The organism is Pseudomonas sp. MPFS (genome assembly GCF_022537035.1).
Classification (GTDB): domain Bacteria; phylum Pseudomonadota; class Gammaproteobacteria; order Pseudomonadales; family Pseudomonadaceae; genus Aquipseudomonas; species Aquipseudomonas sessilinigenes.
In genome coordinates this window covers 5,561,433-5,578,562 of the sequence record NZ_CP066123.1, presented here as the reverse complement: position 1 = coordinate 5,578,562, position 17,130 = coordinate 5,561,433, and the positions used below count along the sequence as shown (strand labels likewise).

At 63.8% G+C, this 17,130-nt stretch carries 15 protein-coding genes; 7 read left to right on the top strand and 8 right to left on the bottom strand.

Features of this window, described 5'->3' with window-relative positions; genetic code table 11:
- Window positions 1-6: 6 nt before the first annotated feature.
- Complete coding sequence (locus I9018_RS25445) at window positions 7-888, bottom strand: LysR substrate-binding domain-containing protein (protein WP_068585124.1); 882 nt, start codon at window positions 886-888, stop codon at window positions 7-9.
- A gap of 147 nt (window positions 889-1,035) precedes the next feature.
- On the opposite strand from I9018_RS25445, the gene I9018_RS25440 reads away from it, so the two are divergent.
- Together I9018_RS25440 and I9018_RS25435 are read left to right on the top strand one after the other, a co-directional pair.
- Window positions 1,036-2,673: a 5-guanidino-2-oxopentanoate decarboxylase gene (locus I9018_RS25440; protein ID WP_241107847.1), complete on the top strand. Its 1,638-nt coding sequence runs from the start codon at window positions 1,036-1,038 to the stop codon at window positions 2,671-2,673.
- Window positions 2,670-4,118 carry an aldehyde dehydrogenase family protein gene (locus I9018_RS25435; RefSeq protein WP_124347547.1) on the top strand — a complete coding sequence of 483 codons (1,449 nt, stop codon included), beginning with the start codon at window positions 2,670-2,672 and terminating at the stop codon, window positions 4,116-4,118. Before I9018_RS25440 ends, I9018_RS25435 begins: the two co-directional genes overlap by 4 nt.
- Before the next feature lie 7 nt (window positions 4,119-4,125).
- Here I9018_RS25435 and I9018_RS25430 read toward each other — a convergent pair whose 3' ends face one another.
- Window positions 4,126-5,055 (bottom strand): AraC family transcriptional regulator, encoded by a 930-nt coding sequence (locus I9018_RS25430; RefSeq protein ID WP_241107846.1) that lies wholly within the window; start codon window positions 5,053-5,055, stop codon window positions 4,126-4,128.
- Between the two features lie 330 nt (window positions 5,056-5,385).
- On the opposite strand from I9018_RS25430, the gene I9018_RS25425 reads away from it, so the two are divergent.
- Together I9018_RS25425 and I9018_RS25420 are read left to right on the top strand one after the other, a co-directional pair.
- The gene (locus I9018_RS25425; protein ID WP_124347548.1) at window positions 5,386-5,751 is read left to right on the top strand and encodes an antibiotic biosynthesis monooxygenase family protein; all 366 of its coding nucleotides are present in this window, start codon (window positions 5,386-5,388) and stop codon (window positions 5,749-5,751) included.
- A gap of 9 nt (window positions 5,752-5,760) precedes the next feature.
- Window positions 5,761-6,033, top strand: a complete 273-nt coding sequence (locus tag I9018_RS25420) for a hypothetical protein (RefSeq protein WP_068585139.1) — start codon at window positions 5,761-5,763, stop codon at window positions 6,031-6,033.
- Here I9018_RS25420 and I9018_RS25415 read toward each other — a convergent pair.
- A complete protein-coding gene (locus tag I9018_RS25415) occupies window positions 6,026-6,655 on the bottom strand; it encodes a flavin reductase family protein (protein ID WP_241107845.1) in 630 nt (209 codons plus the stop codon). The two genes, I9018_RS25420 and I9018_RS25415, sit on opposite strands and share 8 nt — an antisense overlap.
- A 143-nt stretch (window positions 6,656-6,798) precedes the next feature.
- Entirely contained in the window at window positions 6,799-7,251 is a 453-nt protein-coding gene (locus I9018_RS25410) for a heme utilization protein (protein WP_241107844.1), read from the bottom strand.
- Between the two features lie 368 nt (window positions 7,252-7,619).
- On the opposite strand from I9018_RS25410, the gene I9018_RS25405 reads away from it, so the two are divergent.
- Entirely contained in the window at window positions 7,620-8,375 is a 756-nt protein-coding gene (locus I9018_RS25405) for a hypothetical protein (protein ID WP_241107843.1), read from the top strand.
- 75 nt (window positions 8,376-8,450) lie between these two features.
- Here the strand turns inward: I9018_RS25405 and I9018_RS25400 are convergent, their stop codons facing one another.
- From I9018_RS25400 to I9018_RS25385, 4 genes are all read right to left on the bottom strand, one after another.
- Entirely contained in the window at window positions 8,451-9,773 is a 1,323-nt protein-coding gene (locus I9018_RS25400) for an MFS transporter (protein ID WP_068585151.1), read from the bottom strand.
- Between the two features lie 209 nt (window positions 9,774-9,982).
- Window positions 9,983-11,320, bottom strand: coding sequence for a sigma-54 dependent transcriptional regulator (locus tag I9018_RS25395; RefSeq protein WP_124347550.1), 1,338 nt, complete (start codon window positions 11,318-11,320; stop codon window positions 9,983-9,985).
- Window positions 11,314-13,080: an ATP-binding protein gene (locus I9018_RS25390; protein ID WP_241107842.1), complete on the bottom strand. Its 1,767-nt coding sequence runs from the start codon at window positions 13,078-13,080 to the stop codon at window positions 11,314-11,316. Before I9018_RS25390 ends, I9018_RS25395 begins: the two co-directional genes overlap by 7 nt.
- A gap of 150 nt (window positions 13,081-13,230) precedes the next feature.
- Window positions 13,231-14,754, bottom strand: a complete 1,524-nt coding sequence (locus I9018_RS25385) for a fumarate hydratase (RefSeq protein ID WP_241107841.1) — start codon at window positions 14,752-14,754, stop codon at window positions 13,231-13,233.
- Between the two features lie 337 nt (window positions 14,755-15,091).
- On the opposite strand from I9018_RS25385, the gene I9018_RS25380 reads away from it, so the two are divergent.
- Window positions 15,092-16,198, top strand: coding sequence for a GGDEF domain-containing protein (locus tag I9018_RS25380; protein WP_241107840.1), 1,107 nt, complete (start codon window positions 15,092-15,094; stop codon window positions 16,196-16,198).
- The gene (locus I9018_RS25375) at window positions 16,191-17,129 is read left to right on the top strand and encodes an iron-sulfur-binding ferredoxin reductase (protein ID WP_241107839.1); all 939 of its coding nucleotides are present in this window, start codon (window positions 16,191-16,193) and stop codon (window positions 17,127-17,129) included. Before I9018_RS25380 ends, I9018_RS25375 begins: the two co-directional genes overlap by 8 nt.
- Window position 17,130: the final 1 nt, after the last annotated feature.

The window sequence follows — 17,130 nt, the reverse complement described above, 5'->3', positions numbered from 1 at the left end:
GGCGCACTAGCGCTGGTGCGCCTGTTCCACCAGCCAGTCCAGTAACTCCAGCAATTGCGCCGAAGGCCCCGGACGTTCCGGGTAGACCAGGTAATAGGCCTGGCCCGTCGGTATCTTCAATTCGAATGGCATGACCAGCCGTCCGGCGCTCAGGTCATCGCCAATCAATGCCCAATCGCCCATCGCCACCCCGGTCCCCTGGGACGCCACCGACATCGCCAGGTCCAGGGTCTCGAAATGCTGGCCCTTGCCCAGGGTATTGAGCGGTGTGCCCGCCGCCTTCAGCCAGCGTTGCCAATCCCGTTGGTCATGGGATGGATGCAATAACAGATGGTGCTGCAGGTCCGCAGGGGTCCTGAGCGGTGTCGGGCCTTCCATCAGCGGGCGCGAGCACACCGGGGTCAGTTGTTCATTGAACAGGTGCCGCGAGCCGAGGTTCGGGGAGGGCGGGGCACCGTACATCACCGCGGCATCGAACGGCTCGCGGGTGAAGTCCACGCCGTGCTGGATGGTGGTGGTCAGTTGCACCGGCACTTCCGGTCGTTCCTTCTGCCATTGCAACAGGCGTGGCAGCAGCCAGCGCATGGCGCAGGTCGGGGCCTTGAGTCGCAGGTTGCGGCTGCGGCTGCCGATCTCGTCCACCGCGCCATTGATCAACTCGAACACCTGCTGCACCCGTGGCAGCCACTCCAGGCCTTCGGCCGTCAGGCTCAAGCCACGGGCCTGGCGCTGGAACAATGGGTAGCCCAGGTGGCTTTCCAGCCCGGCGATCTGCCGGCTCACCGCGCCCTGGGTGATATGCAATTGCTCGGCGGCACGGGTGAAGTTGCAGCACTGGGCGGTGACCAGGAAGGTGTGCAGCGCGGGCAGGGGAGGCAGGCGTTTCATGGAGGGCCAGGCATGACGTGAGGACATGGCTAGTATGACTTTTTATCCATTGTTCCGGCTACCGGCGCGCCGTTCCAATAGCCCCCTTCCGGCGTCTATGGGTGTTTCCCGGCCGAGCGGTATCAACCAACAAGAAAGGGCGATGAGATGGCGACATGTGGCGAAGTACTGGTCAAGTTACTCGAGGGGTATGGGGTCGAGCAGGTGTTCGGCATCCCTGGAGTGCATACCGTCGAGTTGTATCGGGGCCTGGCCCGTTCCTCCATCCGCCACGTCACCCCGCGCCATGAGCAAGGCGCCGGCTTCATGGCCGACGGCTATGCCCGTACCAGCGGCAAGCCTGGGGTGTGCTTCATCATCACTGGCCCTGGCATGACCAACATCACCACCGCCATGGGCCAGGCCTATGCCGATTCGATCCCGATGCTGGTGATCTCCAGCGTGCAGACCCGCAGCCAGCTGGGCGGCGGGCGCGGCAAGCTCCACGAGTTGCCGAACCAGAGCGCCCTGGTCGGTGGCGTGGCAGCGTTCTCCCATACGCTGATGTGTGCTGATGAGTTGCCGGTGGTGCTGGCCCGGGCCTTCGCCCTGTTCCAGGCCGGTCGTCCGCGCCCGGTGCATATCGAGATTCCCCTGGATGTACTGGTCCAGGATGCCGACCACCTGCTGGCCAGCGAGCCGGTACAGATCGCCCGGGCCGGCGCCGCCCCGGCGGCCGTGGCGCAGATGGGCCAGTTGCTGGCGACGGCCAGGCGTCCGCTGATCCTGGCTGGCGGCGGCGCCATCGATGCCGCCGCATCCCTGACCCAGCTCGCGGAGCTGCTGCAGGCGCCGGTGGCCTTGACCATCAACGCCAAGGGCATGCTGCCTTCGGCGCATCCGCTGCTGATCGGTTCGACCCAGTCGCTGGTGGCCACCCGGGCCCTGGTGGCCCAGGCCGATGTGGTGCTGGCCATCGGCACCGAACTGGCGGAAACCGACTACGACGTGACCTTCGCCGGTGGCTTCGAGATCCCCGGCACGCTGTTGAGGATCGATATCGATGCCGACCAGACCGTGCGCAATTACCCGCCGAAAGTCGCGCTGGTAGCCGATGCCGATATCGCCGCCCAGGCCTTGCTGGCGGAGCTGTCGCGCCAGACCTTGGCTGAGCGCAGCCATGACTGGGGGGCTGTGCGTGCCGACGCCTTGCGCCAGGAGCTGGAGGGTCTTTGGGATGTCCCGACCCGGGCCCAGACCCTGCTTTTGCAAACCGTGGTCGAAGAGTTGCCGGAGATCGTCCTGGTGGGCGACTCCACCCAGCCGGTATACAGCGGCAACCTGACCTTCAACCCCGACCAGCCACGGCGCTGGTTCAACGCTTCCACTGGCTACGGCACCTTAGGTTATGCCTTGCCGGCGGCCATCGGCGCCTGGCTTGGCGGCGACTCGAGCCCGGCCCAGCGGCGGCCGGTGGCCTGCCTGATCGGTGACGGTGGCTTGCAGTTCACCCTGGCGGAACTGGCCTGCGCCGTGGAAGCGCAGACCCCGGTCATCGTCCTGCTGTGGAATAACCAGGGGTACGAAGAGATCAAGAAGTACATGGTCAATCGCGCCATCGAGCCGGTAGGCGTGGATATCTACACACCGGACTTCGTCGCGGTGGCCAAGGGCCTGGGGTGCGCTGCCGAGCACGTCGACAGTGTTGCGCAACTGCGGGCGGCCTTGCGCCTGGCGGTCGATCGCCAGGGCCCGAGCCTGATTGAAATCGACCAGAATCGCTGGACCCAGGGAGTACAGGCATGACTACGCAACCCATGCTGGACGGCCTCTACATCGGCGGCCAATGGTCGGCGGGCACTGAGCATTTGCAGGTGATCAACCCGGCGACAGAAACCCTGTTGGCGCAAGTGGCGGGCGGTGGCCCCGACGCGGTGGACCAGGCGTTGTGTGCCGCCAGCGTCGGCTTGCAGCACTGGGCCCGCAGCAGCGGAGCGGAGCGTGCCCGGGTACTGCGCAAGATCGCCGCCGGCGTGGCGGCCCGTCGCGAGCGCTTGATGCACCTGCAATCGAGCAACAACGGCAAGCCCCAGGCCGAGGCGGCCATGGACGTGGACGATGTCATCGCCACCTTCGATTACTACGCCGAACTGGCCGAGGGCCTGGACGCCCGCCAGGATGCCGAAGTGGCACTGCCCAGCGAGGATTTCAGTGCCCGCCTGCGACGTGAGCCCTGCGGTATCGTCGGGTTGATCGTGCCGTGGAACTTCCCCATGGTCACCACGGCCTGGAAGCTTGCGCCGGCCCTGGCGGCAGGTTGCAGCGTAGTGCTCAAGCCCTCGGAAGTCACACCGCTGCCAGAGCTGGAACTGGCGGCGATCATCGCTCAGAGCGGTCTGCCCCAAGGCGTGTTCAATCTGGTCTGCGGCACCGGCCTGGCAGTGGGTGCGCCTTTGGCGGCGGACCCGCGAGTGGCGAAGATCTCCTTCACCGGCAGCAATGCGGTGGGTGTCCAGGTCATGCAGCGGGCGGCGGAAACCATCAAGGGCGTAAGCCTGGAACTGGGCGGCAAGTCGTCCTTGCTGGTGCTGGCGGATGCCGACCTGGAGCTGGCGGTGGAATTGGCCTGCGGCGGTGGATTCTTCAACGCCGGGCAGATGTGCTCGGCCACCAGTCGCGTGCTGGTGGCCGATGAGCTGGCTGATGAGTTCCTCCTGCGGCTCAAGGCCAGGGCCGAAGGCATTCGCGTGGCCGACCCGTTCGATGCCCAGGCTGGCATGGGGGCCCTGGTCAACCAGGCGCAATACCAGCGAGTGCTGGGGCACATCGAGCGGGGCGTGAACGCCGGTGCCAAACTGGTGTGCGGTGGTGGTCGCCCGGCGCACTTGCCACAGGGCTATTTCATCGAGCCTACGGTGTTCTCCGAGGTGCCGCTGGACAGTGCCCTGTGGCGCGAGGAAATCTTCGGCCCGGTACTGTGCGTACGCCGTTTCGGCAGCCAGCAGGAGGCCATCGAGCTGGCCAACGATAGCGAGTTCGGGTTGGTGGCCAGTGTCGTGGGGGCGGATGTATCCAATGCGGAGGGCGTAGCCAATGCCTTGCAGGCAGGCCTGGTATGGATCAACGCGCCTCAGGTGATCTTTCCCCAGACGGCCTGGGGCGGCTACAAGCAGAGCAGTATCGGCCGCGAACTGGGCCCTTGGGGGCTACAGGCCTTCCAGGAGATCAAGCACGTGGTTCGTGCGCGCTAGTCCAACCTCAGTTGCCCACCCGCAGGCGCACCATGTCCCGTAGGGGCGGTGCGCCAAACAGGCGGCTGTACTCACGGCTGAACTGCGAAGGGCTTTCATAACCCACTCGGTATCCTGCTGCCGAGGCCTCCAGGCCTTCGGCCAGCATCAGCCGGCGGGCTTCCTGCAGGCGCAACTGCTTTTGGTACTGCAACGGACTCATGGCCGTCATCGCCTTGAAGCGATGGTGCAGGGTCGACACGCTCAGGTTCACCTCGCGCGCCAGCTCATCGATGCGCAACGATTGCTCGAAATTGCCATTGAGCCACTTGATCGCCTGGTTGACCCGGTGGCTCTGGCTATTGGTGGTGGCAATCTCGTACAGGCGATGGCCCTGGGGGCTGCACAGCAGGCGGTAGAGGATTTCCCGGCGTACCAGGGGCGCCAGCATGGGGATGTCCTTGGGGGTGTCCAGCAGGCGGGTCAGGCGCAGCACCGCATCGAGCATCGCAGGGTCCAGGCGCTCCACGTACAGGCCACGCCCGGTGGGCCGGGTGGGCACGCCGAGGGGGCCGGCATCGGCGATCAGGGCATTGATCTCGCCGGGGTCGATGTCCAGGCGCAAGGCCAGGATCGGTTCCTCGGGGGAAACGATCGCCACCTTGCCGCTCAGGGGGACGGCAACCGAGACCACCAGGTAGTTCAGGGGATCGTAGTTGTAGGTCTCGTCGGCCAGGCGCACCTCCTTGCGACCCTGGGCCATGATGCACAGGGCCGGCTGGGCCAGTACCGGGGCGAACTGGTGGGTATGGCTGTGGCGCGAGGCGAACAGCGAATCGATGGCGGTGGCATGGCTGCCGTCATCGACGGTGTGGCGATCGATGATCGCCGCCAGTTCCACACGCTGGCGTTCCATCTCCGGGGCCAGCGGGGTCGGCAGGTTTTCCAGGGATGACATGGGGGCGGCCTCTGGGGTTGCGATTGGCACAGCTTAAGATTGTGCAAGCAGGGAGGCTAGGTCGATCCTGCGTAAAACTTGCCTGATCCTGCTGCTTGCGCGCGTGATGAACAGGGCAAGCCCTTGGTCCGGTATTTCACTTGCTTGAAACAACGTTGTAGCCCATTTGTCGTATCGCGCCGGGCTGACTACGCGGCAGCGAGCGATATCGCAGGATTGTGCAAATCAGCAGCAGGAATCGACTAACGTCGTTCGATGGCCACCCCGTATCGTTGCATCCTGTCGCAGCCCGTCCCCCGGCTGCCTCGATGACACCTGGGAGGGTCGCACATGTCCACGCATATTCCCGTCAGCCACATGGCCTTCGTCCGTGCTCGTGCCGGATATTCCAAGGAACTGGGCGCACGCCTGTGCAGCCTGATCGAACCCTCTCGCCAGGCACCTGGCTGCCTGCATTTCGCCTTGCAGCTTTCGCAGTGCGACGCCGATCTTTGGTTGGTGTCAGGGTTCTGGAGCAGTCAGCAGGCAATGACCGCGTACTTCAACTCGCCGGCCATGGAGATCTTCAGTGAGTTGGTCCGGGACCTGGTGGTCAACAGCCTGGACCTGCATACCTTCAATACCGTCTCGGCCTTGGAGCTGCCGGGCGAGTACCCCCAGTTGCACTGCGTGCCGGTGCACAAGCTGGCCAGCTGAGGGTTTAGAATGGTCGACTTTTCATTGGCCAGGACCCGCAACATGGCACGCAAAGAGTTCGCACACTACGAAGCCGTTTCCGCTGTAGTTCCAGGAGAGGGGGGATACAGCGCCGCCATCGCCGTCAAGGCCCTTGGCGCTTCCGGGGCGCCGCGTTTTCACAAAGTCCTCGACGCTGAGACATTCAAGACCGCCCATGACGCCGACCAGGCTGCCGCGCAACAGCTGGAGCAGTTGATCGACGTCGACGCCGACGGTCAATTGTGCTGGAACGCTATCTGACCGCTCCCGGGCGGTACATCTTGAACAGGGCCTCTGGCCCCAGTTGGAAATAATCCGCCGGGCCGCCGCCGCGCAGAATGGGTTCTGCCGCGGCGGTGTCATAGATCCCGTCCTTGAGCAGCCACTTGGCGATATGCACGGCGACCACTTCGCCGAGGATCAGCCAGCTCGGCACCAGCTCCTTGTCCGCCCGCTGCAGCTGAATGATCTGGGTGACCTTGCATTCGAAGGACACCGGGCTTTCGGCTACCCGCGGTACGGCAATGACGTTCGAGACCGCGGGCGTGAGGCCCGAGAGGGCGAATTCGTCGATCTCGGGAGCCACCGCGGCGCAGCTCTGGTTCATCTGCTCGGCCAGGGGGCGGGTCGCCAGGTTCCAGGCGAATTCACCGGTCTGCTCGATGTTGTTCAGGCTGTCCTTACGCCCAACGCTGGAAAATCCGATGATCGGCGGGATGTAGTTGAAGGCGTTGAAGAAGCTGTAGGGCGCAAGGTTCAAGCGACCCTCGCTGTCCTGGGATGAGATCCAGCCAATGGGGCGCGGGCCGACGATGGCGTTGAACGGGTCATGGGGCAGACCGTGGCCCAGGGCGGGTTCGTAGTAGTGGATATCGTCGGGCATGGCTCGCGGTTCCTGCTGGGAGCTTTAGGGGGCGCCATAGTGCAGTGCGCATCCTGTGAATTCCAGCCTCGTGCCACAGGATTTTCCAGCCTGAAAAGATCGAGCCCGGCAGAAGTGCCGGGCTGGGGTGTCCGAAGGAACGATCAACCGATGTTGGCGGAGCCAGTGCGGTCATAGCCATCGGCAGCGAAGGTGGCGGAACCGGTGCGGTCATAGCCGTCGGCAGCGAAGGTGGCGGAACCAGTGCGGTCATAGCCGTCGGCGGCGAAGGTGGCGGAACCGGTGCGATCGTAGCCGTCGGCGGCGAAGGTGGCGGAACCGGTGCGGTCGTAGCCATCGGCAGCGAAGGTGGCGGAGCCGGTGCGGTCATAGCCATCGGCAGCGAAGGTGGCGGAACCGGTGCGATCGTAGCCGTCGGCGGCGAAGGTGGCGGAACCGGTGCGGTCGTAGCCATCGGCAGCGAAGGTGGCGGAGCCGGTGCGGTCATAGCCATCGGCAGCGAAGGTGGAGGAACCGGTGCGATCGTAGCCATCGGCAGCGAAAGTGTTGGCAGCCAGTACCGACAGGGTCAGGGCAAGGATCAGTTTGCTTTTCATGAGGGTGACTCCGATGGGGTGTTGGTGTTGGGCTTGAAGTGAATCCTACTCCGATGAAATTGATTTAAAATCGCAAAAAAACACTAATAAAAATCAATTTAATCGATATGTTTTTCACCGTAGAACACCTGCACATAGGGATACAGCTTCCGGCCCAATAGGGCCCAGGTTTCACGCCGGATCAGGTAGCAGGCTAAGTAACCAGCGTTAACTGATCGTTAATTGATCAATCGCCGGGTGAAAATGGCCCTTCAACGGTTTTTTCATTCAAGCCCTACCTATTTTTCACCCAAGGACGTTCAGCCTCCGCGCAGGCCTGCAAACCAAGACAGGCTGCCTTGAATGCGACCCTTGGAGCTCTCTCGTCAATGAACAAACTTCCCCAGATCACCCTGGCCTTCTGGGTCATGAAAATCTGCGCGACCACCCTGGGCGAAACCGCAGGTGACCTGCTGTCGATGACCCTCAACGTGGGGTACGCCATCAGTTCGATGATCCTGATCAGCGTGTTCCTGCTGACCCTGGTGACTCAGTTGTTTTCCAAGAGCTACAACCCGGTGCTGTACTGGATCGTGATCCTGTCCACCAGCACGGCGGGTACCACCCTGTCGGATTTCATGGATCGCACCCTGGGCTTGGGGTATGCCAGTGGTTCGTTGATCCTGATCGCTATCCTGGCGGCGATCTTCGCGGTCTGGTGCCTGAGTGGCGAATCGCTGAATGTGAACCGGGTCCAGGGTTTTCGTGGCGAGCTGTTCTATTGGCTGGCGATCCTGTTTTCCAACACCCTGGGCACCGCCCTGGGCGATTACCTGGCGGACGATTCCGGGCTGGGCTTCGCCGGTGGAGCGCTGTTGATCGGCTCGGCCATCGCTCTGGTCGTCGTCCTCAAGTACTGCACCAAGCTCTCGCCCGTGCTGCTGTTCTGGGTGGCCTTCGTGCTGACCCGGCCATTTGGCGCGACCCTGGGCGACTTCCTGACCAAACCCCATGAAAAGGGTGGCCTGGACTTCGGTACGGTCGGCTCGTCGGCGGTGTTGGCGGGAATTCTGCTGGTGCTGATCGTCGGCGCTTGCTGGGCGCAGGGCCGTGATGCGCGTCAGGGAGCGGCGCAGTTGTCTTGACCCTGATGGCTGCCCCAGTCGCGCGCGACAGGCAGAAACAAGCGCCCGGGCCTTGCACCCGGGCGCTTTGTCTTGTCAGTCGGTTTCGATGCGCGAGTGCTTTCTGGTGTCTTTCATGGTCGCGTAGACCAGCAGCGAGCAGGCGATACAGGCAGTGACGTACCAGTAGTAGCCGGTTTCCATGCCGATGCTCTTGAACCACAAGGCGATGTACTCCGCGGTACCACCGAATACCGATACCGTGAGTGCATAGGGCAGGCCAACGCCCAGGGCGCGGATCTCGGTAGGGAACAGCTCCGCCTTGACCACCGCGTTGATCGAGGTGTAGCCACTGACAATGATCAGGGCGGCCATGATCAGGAAGAACGCTCCCCACCAGGTCTGGATGGTATGCAAGGCGGTGAGGATCGGGACGGTAAACAGTGTGCCGAGGATCCCGAAGGCGATCAGGATCGGACGGCGGCCGATCTTGTCGGACAGCCCACCGATCACCGGTTGCAAGCACATGAACAGGAACAGGGTGGCTGCGGAAATGGTGGTGGAGTCGGAAATGCTCATGCCGACGGTGTTCACCAGGTATTTCTGCATGTAGGTGGTGTAGGTGTAGAAGGCCAGGGTGCCGCCCATGGTCAGGCCGACCACGGTCAGCAATTCCTTGGGATGGCGCATCAGGGTGCGCATCAGGCTTTCCTTGGGTTTCTCCTTCTTCTTGGCGAAGGATTCGGTCTCTTCCATGCCGCGCCGCAGGTACAGCGCCACGATGGCGCAGAGTGCACCGATGCCGAAGGGAATCCGCCAGCCCCAGGACTGCAGCTCTTCGGTGGTCAATACGTTCTGCAGGACAATCAGCACCGCCAGGGCGATGAGCTGGCCGGAGATCAGGGTGACGTACTGGAAGCTGGAGAAGAAACCACGGCGTTCCTTGGTCGCCATCTCGCTCAGGTAGGTGGCGGAGGTGCCATATTCTCCCCCTACCGACAGGCCCTGCATCAGGCGCGCCAGCACCAGCAGGATCGGAGCGCCGACGCCGATGGTCTCGTAGCCAGGGGTCAGGGCGATGATCAGGGAGCCTGCGCACATCAGCAGCACTGACGCCATCAACGCGGCCTTGCGTCCCTTGCGGTCGGCGTACAGGCCCATCAACCAGCCGCCGATCGGCCGCATCAGGAAACCTACGGCGAAGATCGCGGCAGTATTGAGCAACTGCGCGGTGGTATCGCCCTTGGGGAAGAAGACTTTAGCGAAGTACAACGAGAATGCGGCGTAGACGTACCAGTCGTACCACTCGACCATGTTGCCGACCGAACCGCTGAAAATCGATTTCAGGCGGCTGGCGGTGGTCTTTTCCTGGGCAGGCGCGGCGGCCGACCCGGCAGGCAGGGTATTGGAGATTTCCATCACGAACCTTCTATTCATTGTTGTTGTGGAGTGCGCGCAAACGCAGCCTGCCAGGGCTATAGCAGGAGCTGTGCCAGGAGCGAGAAGCCCGGCCTAGAAGGGTTGAGGTGAAAAATTGAGCGGAAATCCGCCTATCGCCAAGGGCTGGATAAGCGGAAAGTTGCCGAATTGAAGGGGGAGGGTTGCAGGCGGCCAGGCAGCCCTGGCGCTTAGCTGTTTTTGACGAACGTTTCCCGACTCAGGCCATGGCGCTGCATTTTTTCGTTGAGCGTGCGACGGGGCAGTTGCAGTTCGTGGAGTACCGCCTTGATCTCGCCCTTGTGCCGGGTCAGGGCGGCGCGCAGGCACTGGGCCTCGAAGGCTTCCTGCTGGGCGGCCAGGGACTGCCCGGTTTCCATCACGAATTCGGCGTGTTGCTCCTCGAGCCCCAGTACCTGGCGCTCGGCGGCGTTGGCCAGCTCGCGGACGTTACCCGGCCAGTCATGGCTGAGCAGGCGACTCAATTGCGGGCCGGTGAGCGCCTTTGTGCTGCGTCCCAGGCGGTGGGCGGCGTGGCGGGCAAAGTGTTCATAGAGCAGTGGAATGTCTTCGCGGCGTTCACGCAGCGGCGGCAGGCGCAACTGGGCAACGGTCAGGCGATAGGCCAGGTCTTCGCGAAAGCGCCCGGCCCGGGCCTCCTCCAGCAGATCGGGCTTGGTGGCGGCGATGATTCGCAGGTCCACCTTGATGCTCTGGTTGGAGCCCAGGCGCTCGAGCTTCTGCTCCTGTAATACCCGCAACAGCTTGACTTGCTGGGCCAGGGGCATGCTCTCGATCTCGTCGAGAAACAAGGTGCCACCATCGGCGTACTCCAGCTTACCGATGCGCTTGCCCTGGGCACCGGTGAACGCGCCGCTTTCATGTCCGAACAGCTCGGCCTCGAACAACTGCTCGGGAATCGCCGCGCAGTTCAGGGCCACGAAGGGCTTGGCGGCGCGAGGGCCAAAATCATGCAGGCAGCGGGCGATCAGCTCCTTGCCGCTGCCGGTCTCACCGCGCACCAGCACGTTCACCGGCAAGGGGGCCAGTTCCAATACCTGGCGGCGCAGGGTCTGCAGGGCGGGGGAGGCACCCAGCAGGGTGGCATCGAGTTTGGCCCGGCTGTCGGCCTGCTGGTGCAGCCGGCGGTTTTCCAGGACCAGGGCGCGCTTGTCCAGGGCACGGCGCAGGCTGTTGAGCAGGGTCTGGGGGCTGAAGGGTTTTTCCAGGAAGTCGTAGGCGCCATCGCGCATGGCTTCCACGGCCATGGGCACGTCGCCGTGCCCCGTCAGGAGAATGATCGGCAGTTCCGGGTCCAGGCCCTGGACCTGGGCCAATAGCTCCAGGCCACTGATGCCGGGCATGCGCACATCGCTGAGAATGACCCCGGGGAAGTCCCGTGGCAGTTGCGCCAGGCACTCTTCGGCGCGGCTGAACAGCTGCACTTCGAAGCCCGACAGGTCCAGCCACTGTTCGATGGCAGTGCGGATGCTGGCCTCGTCGTCCACCACGATCACCGAGTTCAGCATTGGATATGCGCCTCCAGGTCGATGGGCAGGCTCAGGGTGAACACCGCGCCCTGGTCCTGGTTGGCGACGCTCAAGCGTCCGCCCAGCTCATGGACGATAGCGTATGAAACCGCCAGTCCAAGTCCCAGTCCGTCGCCCACCGGCTTGGTGGTGAAGAACGGATCGAACACGCTCAACAGGTGCTCCTCGGCGATCCCGCCGCCCGTGTCGCTCACACGCAGTTGCCACAACTGGTCTTCGGCGTCGAGGCTGATCCGTAGGTGCTTGAAGGGTTTGTCCTGCATGGCGTCGAGGGCGTTGCGCAGCAAGTTGATCAGCACCTGCTCCAGGCGGATCGCATCGCCACGGACCCAGGCCGGGCGAGTCAGGTGCAGGGCCACTTCGATGTCTTCGTTGCGCAGGCGGGCTTCGAGCAGGTGCAACGATTGGTCGACTACCGCGGCCAGGTCCAGGCGTTCGCGCAGGCCGCTGGGGCTCTTGCGGGCGTAGGTCTTGAGGTGGCTGGTCAGGGCCGCCATGCGGGTCAGCATGTCGTCCAGGGGGCGCAGGGCCTTGTAGGCGTCGTCCACCCGACCGTGCTCCAGTAGCAGCCGCAAGGTGGCGAGCTGCATGCGCTGGGTGGTCAGGGGCTGGTTGATTTCGTGGGCCAGGGCTGCGGACATCTGGCCCAGGGCCGCGAGCTTGGCCGATTGCACCAGGCCTTCCTGGGCGGTGCGCAGGTCACGGGTACGCTCTTCCACCAGGCGCTCCAGCTCCTTGCGGTTGCGCTGGCGAAGTTTGCCCAGGCGCCAGCGCTGATTGAGAAACAGCAGCAGGAACACCAGGGCCAGCCAGGCACCTGCCGCCGCCAGGCCGGCATTGCGGCTCTCTTCGAAGGCACTGGCTGGCTTGCGTAGCAGGTGCAGGGTCCAGCCCTCGGTCTCGAGGGGCAGCGATTCCCAGAGATAGTTGGTCGCACCTTCGTCGCCCTGGACCCGGATCAGGCGGCTGTTATCGGCGAATTGCTGCAGGGTCGCATGTTGCAGTGGGACCAGCAGTTGCTTGTCGTATTGTCGGGTGAGCCTGATGTCTTCCAGGTCGTTGCTCGACAGCGGTTGCAGGTGTCGGTAGCGCCAGCCCGGCTGGTTGGCGATGAACACAATACCCCGGGCATCGCTGACCAGGAGGGTGTCGTTACCCTGGCTCCATTCATGTTCGAGTTCGGGAAACTCCAGCTTGACCACCATGGCCCCGAGGAACTCATCGTTATCGGCCTTGACGGCGCTGGCCAGGAAATACCCGGGGATGCCACTGGTCACGCCGATGGCATAGAAGCGCCCGCTGCCTTGGCTGCGGGTCTGCTTGAAATAGGGGCGAAAGCTGTAGTTGTGGCCCACGTAGCTGCTGGGCAGGCGCCAGTTGCTGGCGGCTACGGCCAGGCCCTCATGGTTGAGCAGCTCCAGGGTAGAGGAGCGGGCGGCGCCGTTGATCTTCTCCAGCTTGCGGTTGAGCGTTTGCTGGGTTTCTGGCGTCACCGGGCCCTGCAGGGCTGAGCGCAGCTCCGGGTCCAGCGCCAGTACTGCCGGCAGGGCCCGATAGCGTTCGATCAGGGTATGCAGGGAGTTGGCATACAGTCCCAATTGCTCGTTGGCCCGTGCGGCTTCTTCCTCCAGGGTCTGGCGTTCGGCATGGCGCATGGCCAGGCCGGCGCTGATGATGGTGCCAGCAAGAATCACCAAGATGTAGAACGTCAGGCGAAGGGAGCGTGAGATCTGGGCCATGGGTCGGGGCAGGCTGCAATGGGGGCGGGAACGATAGCATGAGCGCCGGGAGGAACGTTGATCGCGGACAGTGTCGATAAGGGGCGCGATACAAAAAAGCGGCGGGCCGTTGGATCAACAGCACCGCCGCTCTGGCCAGGCAGGGAAGGCTTACTGCACTTCTACCGCCAGGCTCTCACTGATCTTCTTCTGCCAGATGGCGGGACCGGTGATATGGACCGACTCACCCTTGCTGTCCACCGCAACGGTGACGGGCATGTCCTTGACCTCGAACTCGTAGATCGCCTCCATGCCCAGTTCGGCGAAGGCCAGCACTTTGGACTTCTTGATCGCCTGGGCCACCAGGTAGGCGGCACCGCCGACGGCCATCAGGTACACGGCCTTGCTGTCCTTGATCGCGTCGATCGCGGTTGGGCCACGCTCGGACTTGCCGATCATGCCCAGCAGGCCAGTCTGCTCGAGGATCTGGCGAGTGAACTTGTCCATGCGCGTGGCGGTGGTCGGGCCGGCTGGGCCCACCACTTCGTCACCCACCGGATCCACCGGGCCGACGTAATAGATGAAGCGACCCTTGAGGTCCACCGGCAGCTGTTCGCCACGGTTGAGCATCTCGACCATGCGCTTGTGCGCGGCATCGCGGCCGGTGAGCATCTTGCCGTTAAGCAGTACGGTCTCGCCCGGCTTCCAGCTTTGCACTTCTTCCGGAGTCAGGGTGTCGAGGTTGACGCGACGGGCCGATGGGCCGGCTTCCCAGACGATTTCCGGGTAGGCGTCCAGGGGCGGCGCTTCCAGGGCGGCCGGGCCCGAGCCGTCGAGCACGAAGTGCGCGTGGCGGGTGGCGGCGCAGTTGGGGATCATGCACACCGGCAGCGAAGCGGCGTGGGTCGGGTAGTCCATGATCTTCACGTCGAGCACGGTGGTCAGGCCGCCCAGGCCCTGGGCGCCGATGCCCAGCTGGTTGACCTTCTCGAACAGCTCCAGGCGCAGTTCCTCGATGCGGTTCTGCGGGCCGCGGGCCTTGAGTTCGTGGATGTCGATGGATTCCATCAACACTTCCTTGGCCATCACCGCGGCCTTCTCGGCGGTACCGCCGATGCCGATGCCGAGCATGCCAGGCGGGCACCAGCCGGCGCCCATGGTCGGCACGGTCTTGAGGACCCAGTCGACGATCGAGTCGGACGGGTTGAGCATGGCCATCTTCGATTTGTTCTCGGAGCCGCCGCCCTTGGCTGCCACGTCCACTTCCACGGTGTTGCCGGGAACGATGGAGTAGTGGATCACCGCCGGGGTGTTGTCCTTGGTGTTCTTGCGGGCACCTGCCGGGTCGGCCAGGATCGAGGCGCGCAGGACGTTTTCCGGCAGGTTGTAGGCGCGACGCACGCCTTCGTTGATCATGTCGTCCAGGCTCATGGTGGCGCCGTCCCAGCGTACGTCCATGCCTACGCGGACGAAGACGGTGACGATACCGGTGTCCTGGCAGATCGGCCGGTGGCCGGTGGCGCACATGCGCGAGTTGATCAGGATCTGCGCCATGGAGTCGCGGGCTGCCGGTGATTCTTCGCGCAGGTAGGCCTCGTGCATCGCCTGGATGAAGTCCACGGGGTGGTAGTAGGAAATGAACTGCAGGGCGTCGGCAACGCTCTGAATCAGGTCGTCTTGCTTGATCACGGTCATGAGTCGCGCTCCTCTAAAAGACGGGAACATTTAACTGGGTGTCTGCAGCTTGGGTGCATCGGTCGGTTGCAGACACCGCTGGGGTGCGCCGGACAGGCAGCAGGCGCACCGTTAAAAAGGCGCGGCAGTATACCGCGCCTGGGGGCTGGGCACACCCGCCAGGCAGGCAAACGAAAGTCGCCTATCGGGTGGGCATCGTTCTTGCGTGAGACGCCGGTGACCGCTCGGAGCACCACCGAAAATTTGAATAGTCATTTTCCGGGGGCAGCACTAAAGTGGCGAATGGCTGGCGGAGTAGGAAACTCTTGAGCCTCCTTATCTCACGGTGAGTCAACGATTGACCCATAAAGCCATCCAGAGCTTGTTACTCAAGCGCTTCACCATTGCAGCGGGCACCTACGGATTGATCCTGCTGCTGTTCTGGCTAGCCGTTCTAACGGGGCATTATCGTGCTTCGGTCGGCAGCGCCCTGCTGGGTACGGCACTGGTGGTGGCCAGCCAGGGATTGTTGTGCTGGGTATTTCTCAGTGGGCGCAACCTGCGCCTGGCCGATCCCAGCCTGACCGAGGTCCAGGTGGTCCTGGGCATCGCCTGGCAGACCTGGCTGATCGCCCATCTGGATCAGGCGCGCGGGGCCTTCCTGATGTTCTATGTCCTGCCACTGTTGTTCGGCCTGTTTCATCTCTCTCGCCGTGCCTACTTGCGTTGCACGGTGCTGATCTTCTTCTGCTTTGCCGGGGTCAACCTGTGGGACGGCTATCACTTTGTCCTGGCCGACCCGCAACTGGCGGCGCTGCAGGTCTGTGTCGTGCTGGTGATGCTGGTATGGCTGTGCCTGTACTCCGCCTATGTCCAGGCGTCGCGTTCGCGCATGCGCCAGAGGCGCTTTGCCCTGCAGGCACACCAGGACACCCTGCGGGGAATGATGCGCCAACTGGAGGACCTGGTGGCGACCGACGAATTGACCGGCCTGTTCAACCGTCGGCACTTCCTGCGTATTGCCGGGCGCGAGTTGCAGGCCATGGACGCGCAGCAGGTGCACGGCCTGGCCCTGATCGATCTGGATCATTTCAAACGCATCAACGACCAGCATGGCCATGCGGCGGGCGACCAGGTGCTGCAGGCTTTTTCCGCCGTGGCCACGGCTTGCCTGAGGGACGGTGATGTCCTGGCGCGTTATGGCGGGGAGGAGTTCGTGGTGTTGCTGCCCGAATGCGATACCGAGCGCCTGACTTCCTGCTGCGAGCGCCTGCGCCTGGCTTTCATGCAGGTACAACTGCTGGGTTTGGAGGTGCCCGATCTGAGCCTGTCCGCGGGAATGACCCTGCTGCAAGCTGGCGATGATCTGGAGGCGGCCCTGCAGCGGGCCGACCAGGCTCTTTATCGGGCCAAGCGTGATGGACGCAATCGTTGCTGCGCGGCCTGGGAAAACTTCGATGCCTGAATTGACAGTCGGTGGGCGCCGCTGGTCGGTTGAGCCTGGCAGCAACCTGCTCGATGCCCTGAACCGGGCTGGCGTGGCGGTGCCCTTCAGTTGCCGCGCCGGCAGCTGTCATGCCTGCCTGGTGCACTGCGTCCAGGGGCTGCCCAACGATAGTCGACCCGATGCGTTGAGCAGTGAACAGCGGCACCTGGGGTGGCGCCTGGCGTGTCAGTGCCAGGTGGTCGAAGACCTGCAGGTGGAGACCTTCGACCCTCTGCGCGACGGCCTGCCCGCCACCGTCGTCGGCCTGGACTGGCTCTCCAGCACGGTCCTGCGTCTGCGCTTGCAGCCCACGCGGCCGTTGCGTTATCGAGCTGGCCAGCACCTGGTGTTGTGGACGGCGGGGCGGGTCGCCAGGCCGTACTCCCTGGCCAGCCTGCCGGAGGAAGATCGTTTCCTGGAGTTCCACCTCGATTGCCGTCAGCCCGGGCAATTCAGTGACGCCGCTCGCCAGTTACGCCTGGGCGATCCGATGCGCCTTGGAGAGCTGCGTGGTGGCGCCTTGCACTACGATCCGGACTGGCAAGCGCATCCGCTTTGGCTGTTGGCAGCGGGAACCGGCCTGGCGCCCCTGTTCGGGGTCCTGCGCGAGGCGCTGCGCCAGGATCACCAAGGCCCTATCCGGATCATTCACCTGGCCCATGATGCCAGCGAGCATTATCTGGCCAAACCCCTGGCAGCCCTGGCGGCGAACCGACCCCAACTGACCGTGGAGCTGCTTGTGGGGGCCGAGCTGGCAGCGGCTTTGGCGCAACTGCGGCTTGTTTCCCGGCAAACCCAGGCCTTACTCTGCGGGCACCCTGACAGTGTCGAAGCCTTTGCCCGGCGCCTGTACCTGGCGGGGCTGCCGCGTAATCAACTGCTGGCCGATGTGTTCCTGCCGCGCGGTTGAG